Genomic DNA, 13,841 nt, shown 5'->3' with positions numbered 1-13,841 from the left:
CGACAACGTACGAGGACCTCCGAACCCCTTTGATGAAAGGAGTCAGGAAACATGGACGAGCTCACCGCCGAGGTCGCCGTCAGGGCCGGCTCCCTGGAGTCTTATCGGGCGTTCACCGAGCAGATGGGGCAGTGGTGGCCGCCGGAGTTTTCGTGGTCGAGCGCCGATTTCCTCGTCCAAATCGGTCTGCGCGACGACGTCTTGTACGAGATCGGACCTCACGGCCTGCGGTGGGACTGGGGCCGCATGCTCACGTCCGAACCCGGTCGCCGACTGGTGTTCAGCTGGCAGATCGGGCCCGATCGTGTTCCGGTACCACGCGCCGAGGACGCAACCGAGGTCGCCGTCACCTTTAGTGACAACAGAGTCAGCATCACACACCGCTGCTGGGAACGACACGGTACGGCGGCCGACCAGTACCGCGAGAACTTCAAGGACGTCTGGCCCTACATCCTCAATCGCTTCGCCGACCACGTCGCCCGCCACCACTCCTAGCCACCTCACCAGTCACCGGCTGCACCGACGCATCGCACCCAAGGCGTTTCGCCGCAATCATTCGATGGCCGGGCTGCGGGCAACGACGCTGTGTACCTTCCACGTGGTTTGTCCGGCCGGCGTGAGGGCAACCGGGCAGAGGACACGAAGGAAGTGGTATCCGATGGACGAGCCAATTGTCGGTACTGAGGGTGAGCCGCTCGACGGGGTCCGCGAGAACATGCGTGTTCTCGATCGCAGCGGCGCGGAGTTGGGCAGTGTCGAATTGGTCAAGATGGGCGATCCGGAGGCGGTGACGACTGCCGGTCAGACCGGCGAAGGGACGGCTGGAGGGATCATCGGCGTACTGCGTCGCGCGATCGGTGGCGCCGAGCCGGACATACCGGAACCGCTGGCCGCCCGTTTGCTGCGGAAGGGCTTCCTGAAAGTCGACGGAAAGGGCGCCCTCGAGCGCGAAAAGTACGTGTCCGCCGACCAGATCGACAGAGTCGAGGACGACAACGTACACCTCAACGTCGACAAGGCGGACCTGGTCAAAGCCACCACCCGCGCGCCATAGCACGCACCGCGTCTGCGGGCACGGCGCCCAGCTACACGCCGACGCCGTCCGGTACGCCGGCCCCAGCACGTCCACGGCGTACGCCTGGCTCAGGACAGTGCGGACAGCACGACGCCGGCCCCGAGACCCAGTATGAGGCTGAGGGCGGCGGCAGCGGCGGCGGTTCGGAGCGGCCAGGTGAGGGCCTGAGCGGTCACTGGAGCTGGCTCCTCCGACGGCCGGCCGAACTGGAAGACCTGGATGATCCAGCGCAGGTAGTAGAACAAGCTGATCAGAGAGTTGCCGAGGACAACGAGTGCGAGCCATCGCAGTCCGCCGTCCCAGGCTGCGGTGGCGGTGGTGAGTTTGCCGACAAACACGACCGTGGGCGGCGTCCCCACAAGCCCCAGCAGCGCCACCAGGAGAGCTCCGGCCGGTACTGGGTGTGTCCGGCCAAGTCCGCGGTACGACGTCAGGTCGCGGCGATCCGGGAAGGCCATCGTCACGGCGAAGGCGGCAATGTTCGTGACCGTATAGCCTCCCAAGTACAGCAAGAGTGACGGGAGTGCCAGGTCGCTCCGGCCCGCGGCCGCGACCGGCACCAGAAGGAATCCGGCTTGGCTGACCGTCGACCATCCGAGCAGGCGGCGCGGGTCGTTCTGCCAGTACGCGGCGAGGTTCCCCAGCGTCATGCTCACGGTGGCGAGCGCCGCCACGAGCAGACCCCAGTCAGTCCCGTGGGGCATCGCGCCGATGAGTCGGTACGCCGCGATCAGGGCGCCGATCTTCGGCACAGTCGTGAGGAAAGTGGCAGCGGCGCCTCCCGCGCCCTGGGCCGCGTCCGGCACCCAGAAGTGTGCCGGGACACCACCGGCCTTGAACATCAGACCGGCCAAAACGCCGATGAACCCGACCGCCACGCCCGCGGCCGGTGCGTCCGCGAGGCTGCTCGGCAGGTCGGCGTACCTGCTGCTCGAGCCCAGCCCGGAGAGGATGGTGATGCCGAGCAGAAGCAGGATGCCGAACAGTGAACCGAGCAGATAGGTCTTGAGGGCGGCCTCGACCCCACCAGGACCGCGGACCATCCCGATGAGTGCATAGAGCGGGATGCTGGCCAGCAGGAACGCGACCGCGATCACCAGCAGGTCGGCAGCGCCTCCGAGCACAACAGTGCCGGTGGTAGCAAACAGCAACAGCGCGTAGAACTCGCTCTCTCGCGGCGAACCCGCCATCTCCTCCGTCGCCGCCGCGATCACCAGCAGAGCTCCGACCGCCGCCGCGATCCGAACCAGCCCGGTCGCGGTGTCGACGTCGACGGTCCCGTCGAACGCCGAACGATCAGGCCCGGCCAACTGTGCGATCGAGACGGCGACCGCGGCAATCAGCGCGAGTACGGCGACCACCCTGGTGATCCACTGCCCGCGCCGTGGCAGGAAGGAACCACTGATCAGGGAAACCAGCCCGCCGAGGAACATGAGGATCTCAGGCAGCATTCGCAGCGGCTCCATCCCCGATGTCATCTGCTCATCTCCCGACCAGATCGACAGCGGCCTTCGCGGCCGGCTCGATCACGTCCAGCAGCGGTCGAGGAAACACGCCAATAGCCAGCGAGAGCACCAGCAGCGGACCAACCGACCACAGCTCGGCAGGCCGCAGGTCGGTGAAGCCGTCCGACAGACCGCACATTCTGCCGGTGAAGAGTCGTTGCAGAGCCTTCAGGAACAGCGCCGCCGTGATCACGATGCCGATCAGGCTGATCGCGGTCGCCGGAGCGGCCGCGATACTCCCCGCGAAGATCTGGAACTCCGCGATGAACCCCGACAGGCCGGGCAACCCCAATGACGCAAAAGCACCGACTGCGAACACCGCGGCGTACCTCGGTGCGGGACCGGCCAGTCCACCATAGGCATCGAGGTCGTACGACGCCCCGCGGTCCTGAAGTACACCCGCCACCAGGAACAGTGCCCCGGTAACCAATCCATGGCTCACCATCTGGGTCACCGCCCCGGTGACCGCCACCGAGCGAGCCTGGGCATCCGTCGCGGAGACAAGCCCGGCGACACCGACCGCCATCGCGATGTAGCCCATGTGGTTGACCGATGTATACGCGACCATGCGTTTGAAGTTGCTCTGGGCAAGCGCCACCAGAGCGCCGTACAGGACCGACACGACACCGACCGCGACAATCACCCACGCCCACGACCGCCACGCGCCCGGGAGCATCGGCATCGCGATCCGGACGAAGCCGTACGTGCCCATTTTCAGCAGAACTCCGGCGAGTACTGCGGACCCCGACGCCGGAGCATCCGTGTGCGCGGGCGGAAGCCAGGTGTGGAACGGAAACGTCGGGGTCTTGACCGCCAGTCCGAGCAGGATCGCTCCGAGCACCGCTCCGCCCGCCAGGCCGTTGCCGGCCAGCGGAGTGGTCGCCGCCAGCCGCACCATGTCGAACGTGTGTGGGTCGGAGGCGACGTACAGGCCGATGAACCCGGCCAGCAGAGCGAGAGAGCCGAGGAACGTGTACAGGAAGAACTTCAGCGCCGAGCGAGCCGCGTTGCCATGTCCCCATCCGGCGATCACGAAGTACATCCCGACGATGGAGAGGTCGAAGAAGACGAAGAACAGGATCAGATCCGCCGAGACGAAGAGCCCAAGACTCACGCTCTCGAGGAGGAGGAACAGCGCAGCCCGCACCCGCGGCCGCCGCTGCGCGCTCAGATCGTAGACGGAACAGGCCAGAAAGATGATCGCGGTCATCGCGACCAGCGGCAACGCAAGACCGTCGACGCCGACGTGGTAGCTGCTGTTCACCCCGGGAATCCACGGGATCTGTTCCTCGAACGCGAGCCGGCCCGGGCCGGGATCGCTGTATCCGATCCAGGTCGCAACCACCAGCCCGAGCACGACCGCGCTCACGACGACCCAACTCCAACGGGCCGTCTTGTCTCCAAGGCGCGTCCAGAAGGCCAGCACGGCGGCTGCGGCCAGCGGCAGGAAGACGATCAGACTGAGCACGGGTCACCTCACCACGAGGAGGAGGACGACGCCGACGGCCAGCACCGCCACGGCTTGGACGTAGTACTCATGAAGCTGCCCGGTCTGCGGCATCCGAGCCAACCGGCCAAGTCGGCGCACCCCGCTCGCCAGACCCTCCACAGCCCCGTCGATCCGCCGGGCGTCAAAGCGGGACAGCGCTCGCGCGGTCCGTCGACACGCGGTCGCAGTCTTCTCCACGCATTGATCGACCACGCGGTCGTCGAAGCGGGCGAGCGCATCAGCCAGCCGGTACGTCGGCCGTACGACGAGGTACCGGGCGGCGTGTTCGAGACCGAGCCAGCTCACGGCCCAGCGCGGTGCCGGCACTCGCAGGCGCGTCATCAAGAGGACCACCGCCACCGCGATCACCGCGGATACCACCAACTCGGCGATCGTTGCCCCTGGTCCCTTGCCGACGGCAGCAGTCACCGCCGGGAGCGGCAGGCTCAGCACACCAAGTCCAGCGGCTCCGATGGCGAGAATCACCAGCGGCACCTGCTGAAGCCGCTCGACATGGCGTATCCCCGTCTCCTCCTCATCGGCGAAAGCATCGGCGGCCGCGGTCCGGGATCGCCAGATCACCACAAACACCCTTCCGGCGTAGGCGGCCGACAATGCGGAAGCGGCCAGCCCTGCCACATAGAGGGCGATCGAGTCATGCCGCGCGGCGGCCAGCACTTCGTCCTTCGTCACCCACATCGACAACGGCGCCACACCCGCCAACGAGAGCGCACCGACCGTCGCCGCCACGCCGACCATCCGCCACCGGCGAGCGACACCGGCGAGACCGTCCAATCGCTTGGTCCCCAGTGCGGTCAGCCACGCGCCGGCCGCCAGAAAGAGGAGGGCCTTGGTGAATGCGTGGGCGATCAAATGGACGGTTCCACCGCTCACTGAGCCGACGCCGGCAGCCAGGACCACCAGACCCAACTGGGCGCCTGTCGAGGCGGCCAGCAGTTGTTTGAGATCCGACTGCCACACTGCCACCGCCCCCAGCACGAGCGCGGTCACCGCTCCCACCCACGCCACCAGCGGACCGGCCCAACCGGTCGCCGTCAGCAGCGGATCTACCCTCAGCAGCAAGTAGGCGCCCATGGCCACCATCGCCGCCGAGTGCAACAGCGCGCTGACCGGGCTCGGTCCCTCCATCGCCCGCGACAACCAGAACGAGAACGGCAACTGTGCTGCCTTGCCCAAGGCGGCGACGAGGATTCCGAGCGCAGCGACATCGCGCCACCCACCACTCGCCGCAGGCAGATCCGCCAGCCGCATGCCGGCACCGCCCGCCAGCGCGGCCCCCGCAGCGACGTACAGACCCAGATCCGCCGCGCGTGTCGTCACGAACGCGGTCAGCCCCGCCGACACCTTGCCCTCGTCATGCCATCTGAACCCGATCAAGGCGTACGACGTCGCGCCCATCACCTCCCAGGCGATCAGCAGCGCCGGCAACGTCGCGGCGATCGCCGTCAGCATCGCAGCGGCGGCGAACAGCAGCATCAGGCCGTGGAATCTCGGCCTGGACTCGGCGATGTCGGCGGCCGAGAACATCAGGACCAGGAACGTTACGACAGCGATGGTTGGCACGACCAACGCGGCCAGTCCGTCGACCGCCAGACCGAACTCGGCACCGTGGACGAACGGCACCGACGTCCGCGGCCGCTCCACCGCCACGACGCCGGCTGCAGCCAGCCCTAGCCCAGCGGTCGTCACAGCGATCGGTGCCGCCACTCGTTCGGCCCGGGAGGTGAGTGCGAGAACACCGCCGACTGCTGCCGGAAGCAGGACGAGAGTCCACAACGCGATCTGGGCAGGACTCGTCATTGCCGTAGCTCCGAGGCCGCGTCGGTCATGTCCAGCGATCGCTCGCGATGGAACAATGTCGCGATGGCGAACCCCATCGTCATCTCGACGGTCATCGCGGCGATGATCACCAGCAGGAGCACCTGACCGGTCGTGTTCGGTGCGAGGAACCACCACAGTCCCGCTGCTATCAGGATAACCGCATTGATCATGAGTTCCAGGCCCATCATCACCATGACGACCACCTGCTGCGACAGGGCGCCGTACAACCCCACGCTGAACAGGGCAGCCCCGACGAGCAGTACCGTCTGCAAGGTCATCGGCCGACACCTCCTGGCTGCGGATCGTCCGGCCTCGAGCGCTTCAGGTCGTCGCCGTACCGGTCGTACCGTCCGCGCGGGGCCGCGAGTACGACGCCCGCGACGATCGTCGCCACCATCGCCGGAGCGATCACCGCCATGACGAGCATCTTCGATCCCATCAAGGCCTCACCGAGCGCTCGGGCCGTGTCCGCCGGCGGTGTCCCCCGGCGCGACGGCCAGGGTACGAGCAGCGCGCCCGCGCCGAGGACGGCGAACGTCGCACCAGCCGCGATCACGGCCGTTCGCTTGCTGTGCACCATCTTCATCGGCATCAAGGCCGGGTTCATGCCCATGAACATGACCATGTAGACCGCCATCACCGCCATCTCCATCACCATCATCAGGATCGTGACGAGGCCGATGTAGTCCTGGTGCAGGAGGACGACGACGATGCCGACGGTGATGAAGGAGATCGCCAGAGCGTACGTCGCCCGTGCCATCGAGTTCACCCGGAAGACGGCGGCCCCGGACAGCACCGTAGCGACAGCCAGTACCCAGAAGACAATGTTGACGAGCAATCTCAGCCCCTCCAAATCGCGATCACGGCAACGAGCAGGTCCTGCGCGAGAACCAGTGGCAGAACAAGTACCCAGGCCACCTCGAGGAGCCGGTCCGCGCGCAACAGCGGCAACCGGCGTCCCAGCCAGACCAGGGCAGCCAGCAACGCGAGCGTCTTGAACAAGGTCCATCCCCAGGGCGGAAGGAGCGGACCAGCACCACCGCCGAGGAACATCGGCACCGCGAACGCCGAACCAGCGGCGAGCAACGCGTAGCGCCCGGCCGCGAACAGCAGGCGATCAACCCCCGACAGCTCTGACTCGACCCCGCCCGCCAGATCGCTCCCCCGTGCCGGACCAAGCGGTCCCCAGACCGCGAAGCCGGCGACGCCGAGGCAGTAGACCACGAACGCCACCGGCATCCAGGTGACAAACCACAGACCGCTCTGGGCCGCGACGATGTCACCGACCCGCAAGCTGCCGGCCGCGACCGGCGGAGCGACGAGGGCGAACATCAATGGCAACTCGTAGGCCAGTGCCTGGGCCAAGAACCGGTAACCCCCAACCAGCGAGTGCACGGCGTTCGGTCCCCAGCCGACCAGCCACACGAGCGCCCAGACGAAGACGTCCATCGCGTTGAACCAGACGACACCGACGCTCAGGTCGGCCAGGGTCCATCGTCCCAGCGGGATCACCGCGATCATCAGCAGCGCGACCACGATCAGACCACTGCTGCCGACCCGCCACAACAAGTTGTCGGCAGCAACCGTCGTACGCCGGTTCTGCCGCAGCAGCCGCGCGGAGTCGCGGAGCGGGGCGAGTACTGCAGGTCCCATCGCAGCTCCCTCGGACCGCGCTGCCAAGATGGTGTCGAGCGCAGCGGCAACCACCGACAGGCCTAGGAGAATCCCAGCGGCAACGATCGCCCATGGACCTGACACGGTTGTGAGTGGCGGCTCAGCCATGAGCGGCCGTCTCGGAGTGAGCATCGAGACCGAGGCTGGCGATGACCAGCCGCGCCGCCCCCAAGTCCAGACCAGAGACGAGACTGGGCAGCATGTCCGACGGCGCGCCGGCCGGCCCCCGTCGCTCCCCCGTGAGCTCGTCACGAGCGCAGAGCAGCGCCGCAAGCAGTCTTTCGTGCACATCGCCGACCAGGTGTGTGGGTGCGTGCGGCGCATTGACCATGCCGAGATCGCGCAGCGACCAGCGCAAGAGGCGCGACCGCGAGACCTGACGATGCAGCCGCACGAGAGATGCCTCCATCCGGTTCCCTTCTGCTGCCGCGAGCGATTGGGTCACTCGGCGTGCATCGGCGGCTGCCTGCTGCCAACCGGCGAGCGCCAGTACCCCGGTCACGACGTCGCACCACCTGGCGGCACGCAGACGCGGTGACGCCGGATCCGGGCCGATCGGAGGTACGCCGCCCGGTAGCACGGTCGGCACCGCCTCGGCGATCACATCTCCGTGCAGGACACATCGCAGTACGAGCCCAGGCGGCCAGTACGGCAGCACCGGACCGAGCGGCACGTGCAGCACGTCCATCTCGAGCCCATCCCGATCCGAACGCCCCCGCGCCAGCCGAATCCCCGCCGGCGCCATCCCGCCATGACCCATCGCGTCGTGGCCCATCGCGCCGTGGCCCATCGCGCCGTGATCCATCGCGCCGTGGCTCATCGCCTCGTGATCCATCGCTCCGTGGTCGGGCGAGGACTGCTTGCCGTGCTCGACGGTCTCAGTGCTTGCTCTCGTCTCCGGCGGCGAATCACGCAGAATCAAAACGAGCGAATCCAGCGCAACCTGCAGCGTCTCACCAGACTCCACAACGGTTCGCGCACGAGGCCCGGGCAACTGCTCCCAAACCAGGTCAATCGCCCCAGAAAGCTCAGATCCCGGGATCCCACAGACAACGAGCGCGTCAGCCTCGGCAGGCGACAATGCCCGCACCCACCCCCGCGCGACGATCGCTCGCTCGGTCATCACCCGCAACAACCAGAAACCCGGTACCTCGGCAACAAGCACATGCAACCGCCGTACGGCAATCCGAGCCAGCCCCGACTTCATACCCATCGGAACGCTCCCTCACGCCAGGCCCAGACGACAGCCACGACCAGCGCACCGAGGAAGAGGAACATCTCCCACAACGCACTCGCACCCAACTCGGCCACCACGACTGCCCAGGGATACATGAACAGCATCTCGACATCGAAGGCCAAGAACACCAAAGTCGCCAGATACCACCGGACGTGAAACCTCGACAACGCATGCTGCTCCGGCCGCCAGCCCGACAGAAACGGCAACGCACCGGTGACGTCCTCCTCGGACGTCAACCGGTGCAGCAGCCGAACTCCCGCAACGCCGGCGAGGGCAACGAGTCCCAGATACACCACGCCCGCGTACATCCACTGTCCTCCGCCCTCTGGCTCTCTGCCAGGTTCCGAGTCCGTGACAACACTAAGCTGCCCGATTCAGACGGTGACGGATTGGACCCCCTCTGTCGCTCACAGATCCCCCGTCGGAGAGCCAACGAGGACGTGTACTCCGTCGTGTAGTCCGGTCCGCGCGCCGGCCGGAGGGCGACTACCACCAAGATCCTCTGCACCGGGTGCCTTTCGTCCTCTCGGCGACGAAGCTGTCTGATGATTCGTGGCGAGGTCTCCGGCGAACCTTACGAAGATGACCGCGAACGTCGGGTGATACGTCGGTCCGTTCGGCGTACGATCGTGAGCCAGTTGCTCCCAGCAACATCGCTTTGGATGCGTACGAAGTCAAGTCCACGTTCCCGTGCTTGGCGGGCCTGGTGCAAGCGTGGAGTCGGGTGTCCTCCACCGCAACACGCCCGAGCGCAGCAGTTTGAGAGTTCATGACGATCATTTCCGGCCCGACGACTGCGATGCCGCACTGAGCTACAGTCTGTGCAGGCACCGTCGGCTAGAAGCGGGTGAGGTCTCGGTGGCATTCGAGCGGGTGGTGTCCTGCTCGAATCAACTTCGCAGCCACTCCGGACCTGTCCTGGACCAGCCGGTCGTGCGGACCCGGATGCCGGTGACGGTCGACTGGTGGGGGGACGCCGTCGCCGGCATCCGGCTGGTCAGCAGCGAAAGTGCGAGAGATACGACGCGTTGAGTCAGTCCGGACGCGCGTCGAAGGCGAGGTCAGCGGCTATGTCGAGGGCGACGGTCGCGCAGTCGAGCACTTCGAGCGTCGGGTTCTCAGCCGTGGGCTCGCCGTAGACGCACGGGGCCTGGCGTCCGTCGGCTGTACTGCTGGCGATCTCGACCCGCAGCCCTACTCGCCGTACAGCCTGGCTCCCCGAGCTGAGCGAGCGCATACACGCGATCGGCGCTGTGCAGCGACAGGTGCATCGGCCGTTCCAGATCGTGCAGCCTCTCGGACCAGGCAGCGTCGACCAGAGGGTCCACAACGCGCCGATGTCGGTGCCGGGGCATGGCGTCAGCAAATGTCCGATGCCGGTGAGTGGGTCGAGGTACGCCGTGTGGGCGGTGAATTCCACGATCGTCACGTCGATGTACCCGGCGCCTGCCGACCGTCGGCCGTGCGTCCGGCCGGCTCGATCAGGCCCTCGCTGTTCTCGAGCAACTTCCAGCCGGCCCGGTCCAGCTCATCGAGGACATGAGCACGGTCCGCACTGTGCAACGAGAGACCACCGGCAGGCCTGTACGTCTCCCAGCCACCCGACCAGGCGACCTCGAGAAACCAATCATCCGGAGCAACCACATCCGTCTCAGGTCGAGGCGCCACGAGCAGGCCGATGGTAGTGCGTGAGCGCGGAGAGCGGAATCCTGCACGTCGACAGACTGTGGACACGCTCCGCCATCAACATCCTTCCGTTCGGGACTCCCCCAACCTTCTCCACCGCGCTTTGAGATCGCCCGATCACCCTCTTTACGATCCGATGACGCCGGGCGGTCACCGCCGAGCCAATGAATTGCCGTGTGCAATATTTGCGTGCACCAACACATCCGCCTGGCCTGCGGCCAGTCCCGGCTCGGATCAAGCGACGTGACCGCCCTCTAGCCGAGATTTGCGTTCTCTTGACGATTGCGGCAGTCCTCTTTGGCAACGACGGACCGGCGGGTAGATCTGGAGCCAGGTTCATGACGGCGAGAGGAGACCGGCAATGCCTCGGCTCGACAAATCTCCACATCCCGGAGAAGCATTTCAGGAAGCTGACAACACGACGGGCGGCACCGGCGACTGGTTCGACGTCGCCGTACTGGTCGAGAACGAATTGTCCAGCAGCTCCGCTCGGCGGATGACCGAGCTCTACCAGATCAAGAACACCTCGCTTCGGTACCACCTCGTCAGGCCTCTCGGAGACCCCTCGGCACGCACACACGGCCTTCGCGAAGACGCTGAGCGCCTCATGCAGAAGAGTGTCGAGCGTATGGAGGCTCTTCAGGCGCCGGTCACTGGCGTCGTCTCCGAACAGGAGCCGGTCGGGGCCCTGCTCGAGGTTGTCGCGACGACCCGGAGCCAGGAGGTGGTGATCGTGACGAGGCGGCACCGATTGGCGACGCTGCTCCACCGAGACCTTGCATCGCAGGTACGCGCCCGGGTGACCATCCCCCTTATCCACCTCATCGAGCGGTGAAGCGCGGTCACGCAGACATGGGTGTTCATTGCGATCGGCTGAACGAGTCCGATCGGTTGTTACCGAAGCGATCCTCTGGGTACGGGAAGTGAACAATGACTCATCAGGTGGTTGTCGCGGTGGAAGGTGAGCTGTCCGCTCACGATGCGTCGGCGGCCGTTGCCCAGTGTGCGACCGGGCGCCGCGTGGACTGTCACCTGCTCATCGCCACGAGGGAGGCGCCCCCGACGAGGGGCCTCGCGATGCTGGGTGTGCGGCCTGGCGACACGTTCGGCTCCGAGGCACTCGCCCGGCGTATGCATGTCCAAGTACCCGGAGACGACGCGACGGCCGCTTCCGACCTCGGAAAGCTCATGGCACAAAGCGCCGAGCACCTGAGATCCGCCTGCGGCGGCGAGGTCACCGTGTCGATCGCCCACGGCGACATGCTCGCCGGCGCCCGAGCCCTGATGAACGCTACGGGAAGCCAAGATGCCATCTTCGTTGTCGATCCGGGACGCTACCCCCAGTTCGCGATGCCTGAGTGGAAAGACCAACTGTCCGTCTACCTGGGCGCCACACACGTGCACGCAATCGAGCACGTCGCCGACTGACCGACGAGCGCCGGCGCTCACACCCATCCGGCGACGGGTCTCACTTTGAGAGTTCATGACGGTTCCTGCGCATCTCGTCGGCCGCGGCACCGATCCACCTATAGTCAAGGGCCGAACACAGCCCTCTGCCTGGCGGACTCACCGTGCCTTGGCGGCCCAGAGAAGGAGCGTCTGTGGAACGTCAACCGCCCAGCACCAATGCGACACCGACCCAAGAGATGAGCCTCTGGATCGCGGGAGCACTACTGACCCTCGCCTGGTTCGGATTCCTTACCCTGCTGGCCGGTCAGGTCGAGAGCCTCGACCTCGGCGAACGTCTCTTCGGACTCTTCGACGTCTCGGTGGTCCACAACTGCTTGCACCTTCTGCTCGCTGCGGCGGCGTTGCTCAGCGCACGCTCGTACCGAGGTTCCCAACGATTCCTGATGTGCGCAGGCATTGCGATGATGACGCTGACCATCTACAGCCAGATCGACAGCGCGCCTGCTCTTCCCCACCTGGTACCAATCGGCCCGGCCGACGGCGTGTTGCACGCCCTGGTCGGGCTGGCAATGATCGTGGCCGCCATCCTGCCCATGAGCCTCGGCCGCACATCACCGCCAAGGCCGTAAGCCGTGCACTCGCTGATGGCCCTTGTCGGGCCGTTGACGCAGATATTGAGACTTGTTGACGTTCCCCGGAGAGGTCATCTCTGGCTGGAGACCTTCCGTTTCCTGCTCTAGCGTCGCCCACAGGCCCGACAGACCTGGCGCGAACTCAGGCCGAGTGGACGCCCGGCCGGCGGCCGTTGAGGGGCGGCCGTCGCCGGCGTCCATCAACCGGGTACAGAAGCCTTCTACCCGATGCGCGTGACCGAAGCTCACGTCAGGGCAGATGCCTGTCGATACGGCGCAGGATCCAGCCGGCCAGCGGCAACTGGTGCCAACCGCGGGCAACGAACCAAGCCCGCGCACGACGGACACCGACTCGAAGCCATCGACCAGCAGACGGCTGCTGCGCGTCGTACCGCTCCGCCGCGCGCCGTTGAAGGAACCGAACGCAGCGAAGACACACGCCGACCTCAGGGTGCGACCCCAACCGCACCAACTCGCGCTCGGCGAACTCACCGCCGCAGCACCAACACCTGGGCGTCACCGCCCGAACCGTCTCGGCTTGCTCAGTCACACCTGCATCATCCCTCGACTGCACCAACCGGCCTAGTTCGTTGCCGACGTTCCCAGGCGTCGATCGGGCTGAACGGAAGACAGAACAGGTAGTCGTTGCGACGCAGTACCAGGTTCGGTACTGCGAGCAGCTCACAGCCGCCGCGCCCCACAATCGCGAGCAGCAGCAACGGCGCAGAGACGGCCACGAAGACCGCAACGGGATAGAACCGCGCGAGAGCGACGACCCCGATCGTCACCGCGCAGGCCGCACCATGGCCGAGGTGAAGCCTGGGCGCATTCCGGCCACGCACGAGAACCGCCAGGGTCAGCACCACCGGTACGACAACCCCGAAAGGACGCGGTCCGGGTACCGGGACTACCCGGACTGGACCGTCAACCTGGTCCGGTTCGTCAAACGCTCCCAGGACCTCGGGTACTCACTGACAGACATCGAACACCTGCTGCACCTCGCCGACGGCGGCGCGGCGAGCTGTGCCGAGGCCCGCGCCATCACCGCCGCACGATTGGCCGACCTCGACCGCAGGATCGCAGACCTGCGCCGGATGCGCGACTGCCTCGCAGATGTGGGCACAATCTGCCAAGGACCAGGCCCGGGCCGGCGCTGCCGACTGATCACACGAACGATCGAGAGCATCGCCCCGGACAGCATCGACGACACCCGAGCCGAATGCGACTGCAGCACACGTTGACGGCCACGACGCCCCGGCCACCGCGGGATTCCCGTCCATTGCCCTGAGCA

Annotated in this window: 17 protein-coding genes; 7 read left to right on the top strand and 10 right to left on the bottom strand. The window is 66.5% G+C overall.

Features of this window, described 5'->3' with window-relative positions; all coding sequences use genetic code 11:
• Window positions 1-51: 51 nt before the first annotated feature.
• Both AB0M51_RS11620 and AB0M51_RS11615 read left to right on the top strand, forming a co-directional pair.
• Window positions 52-495, top strand: coding sequence for an SRPBCC domain-containing protein (locus tag AB0M51_RS11620; RefSeq protein ID WP_363749160.1), 444 nt, complete (start codon window positions 52-54; stop codon window positions 493-495).
• 64 nt (window positions 496-559) lie between these two features.
• Window positions 560-1,054 (top strand): hypothetical protein, encoded by a 495-nt coding sequence (locus AB0M51_RS11615; RefSeq protein ID WP_344187884.1) that lies wholly within the window; start codon window positions 560-562, stop codon window positions 1,052-1,054.
• 89 nt (window positions 1,055-1,143) lie between these two features.
• Here AB0M51_RS11615 and AB0M51_RS11610 read toward each other — a convergent pair whose 3' ends face one another.
• The 8 genes from AB0M51_RS11610 to AB0M51_RS11575 form a co-directional block, all read right to left on the bottom strand.
• Entirely contained in the window at window positions 1,144-2,553 is a 1,410-nt protein-coding gene (locus tag AB0M51_RS11610) for a proton-conducting transporter membrane subunit (RefSeq protein ID WP_344187885.1), read from the bottom strand.
• Window positions 2,554-2,557: 4 nt separating this feature from the next.
• Window positions 2,558-4,048 (bottom strand): NADH-quinone oxidoreductase subunit M, encoded by a 1,491-nt coding sequence (locus tag AB0M51_RS11605; protein WP_344187886.1) that lies wholly within the window; start codon window positions 4,046-4,048, stop codon window positions 2,558-2,560.
• Window positions 4,049-4,051: 3 nt separating this feature from the next.
• Window positions 4,052-5,740 (bottom strand): proton-conducting transporter membrane subunit, encoded by a 1,689-nt coding sequence (locus AB0M51_RS11600; RefSeq protein WP_344187887.1) that lies wholly within the window; start codon window positions 5,738-5,740, stop codon window positions 4,052-4,054.
• Window positions 5,741-5,886: 146 nt separating this feature from the next.
• The gene (locus AB0M51_RS11595; protein ID WP_344187888.1) at window positions 5,887-6,189 is read right to left on the bottom strand and encodes an NADH-quinone oxidoreductase subunit K; all 303 of its coding nucleotides are present in this window, start codon (window positions 6,187-6,189) and stop codon (window positions 5,887-5,889) included.
• Window positions 6,186-6,749, bottom strand: coding sequence for an NADH-quinone oxidoreductase subunit J (locus tag AB0M51_RS11590; RefSeq protein ID WP_344187889.1), 564 nt, complete (start codon window positions 6,747-6,749; stop codon window positions 6,186-6,188). The genes AB0M51_RS11595 and AB0M51_RS11590 overlap by 4 nt, the downstream gene beginning before the upstream one ends.
• A 2-nt stretch (window positions 6,750-6,751) precedes the next feature.
• Window positions 6,752-7,564 (bottom strand): complex I subunit 1 family protein, encoded by an 813-nt coding sequence (locus AB0M51_RS11585; protein WP_344187890.1) that lies wholly within the window; start codon window positions 7,562-7,564, stop codon window positions 6,752-6,754.
• Window positions 7,565-7,685: 121 nt separating this feature from the next.
• Entirely contained in the window at window positions 7,686-8,798 is a 1,113-nt protein-coding gene (locus tag AB0M51_RS11580) for a hypothetical protein (protein WP_344187892.1), read from the bottom strand.
• Window positions 8,789-9,130, bottom strand: a complete 342-nt coding sequence (locus tag AB0M51_RS11575) for an NADH-quinone oxidoreductase subunit A (protein ID WP_344187893.1) — start codon at window positions 9,128-9,130, stop codon at window positions 8,789-8,791. The genes AB0M51_RS11580 and AB0M51_RS11575 overlap by 10 nt, the downstream gene beginning before the upstream one ends.
• Window positions 9,131-9,680: 550 nt before the next feature.
• On the opposite strand from AB0M51_RS11575, the gene AB0M51_RS11570 reads away from it, so the two are divergent.
• A complete protein-coding gene (locus AB0M51_RS11570; RefSeq protein ID WP_344187894.1) occupies window positions 9,681-9,854 on the top strand; it encodes a hypothetical protein in 174 nt (57 codons plus the stop codon).
• A gap of 1 nt (window position 9,855) precedes the next feature.
• Here the strand turns inward: AB0M51_RS11570 and AB0M51_RS11565 are convergent, their stop codons facing one another.
• Window positions 9,856-10,251, bottom strand: coding sequence for a hypothetical protein (locus AB0M51_RS11565; RefSeq protein ID WP_344187895.1), 396 nt, complete (start codon window positions 10,249-10,251; stop codon window positions 9,856-9,858).
• Between the two features lie 618 nt (window positions 10,252-10,869).
• Here AB0M51_RS11565 and AB0M51_RS11560 point away from each other — a divergent pair.
• The 3 genes from AB0M51_RS11560 (at window position 10,870) to AB0M51_RS11550 (ending at window position 12,547) form a co-directional block, all read left to right on the top strand.
• Complete coding sequence (locus tag AB0M51_RS11560) at window positions 10,870-11,343, top strand: hypothetical protein (RefSeq protein WP_344187896.1); 474 nt, start codon at window positions 10,870-10,872, stop codon at window positions 11,341-11,343.
• A 95-nt stretch (window positions 11,344-11,438) separates the two neighbouring features.
• Window positions 11,439-11,936 carry a hypothetical protein gene (locus AB0M51_RS11555; protein WP_344187898.1) on the top strand — a complete coding sequence of 166 codons (498 nt, stop codon included), beginning with the start codon at window positions 11,439-11,441 and terminating at the stop codon, window positions 11,934-11,936.
• Window positions 11,937-12,109: 173 nt separating this feature from the next.
• Window positions 12,110-12,547 (top strand): DUF4383 domain-containing protein, encoded by a 438-nt coding sequence (locus AB0M51_RS11550; protein ID WP_344187899.1) that lies wholly within the window; start codon window positions 12,110-12,112, stop codon window positions 12,545-12,547.
• A 560-nt stretch (window positions 12,548-13,107) separates the two neighbouring features.
• Here the strand turns inward: AB0M51_RS11550 and AB0M51_RS11545 are convergent.
• Entirely contained in the window at window positions 13,108-13,338 is a 231-nt protein-coding gene (locus AB0M51_RS11545) for a DUF6410 domain-containing protein (protein WP_344187900.1), read from the bottom strand.
• A 24-nt stretch (window positions 13,339-13,362) separates the two neighbouring features.
• On the opposite strand from AB0M51_RS11545, the gene AB0M51_RS11540 reads away from it, so the two are divergent.
• Window positions 13,363-13,791 carry a MerR family DNA-binding protein gene (locus AB0M51_RS11540; protein ID WP_344187901.1) on the top strand — a complete coding sequence of 143 codons (429 nt, stop codon included), beginning with the start codon at window positions 13,363-13,365 and terminating at the stop codon, window positions 13,789-13,791.
• Window positions 13,792-13,841 lie beyond the last annotated feature (50 nt).

Origin of the sequence: Kribbella sp. NPDC051137, from assembly GCF_040682535.1 — a bacterium.
In the GTDB taxonomy this organism is placed as follows: domain Bacteria; phylum Actinomycetota; class Actinomycetes; order Propionibacteriales; family Kribbellaceae; genus Kribbella; species Kribbella karoonensis.
Note: the sequence above shows the minus strand (reverse complement) of the source record. Positions and strands in the feature narration are given on the sequence as shown.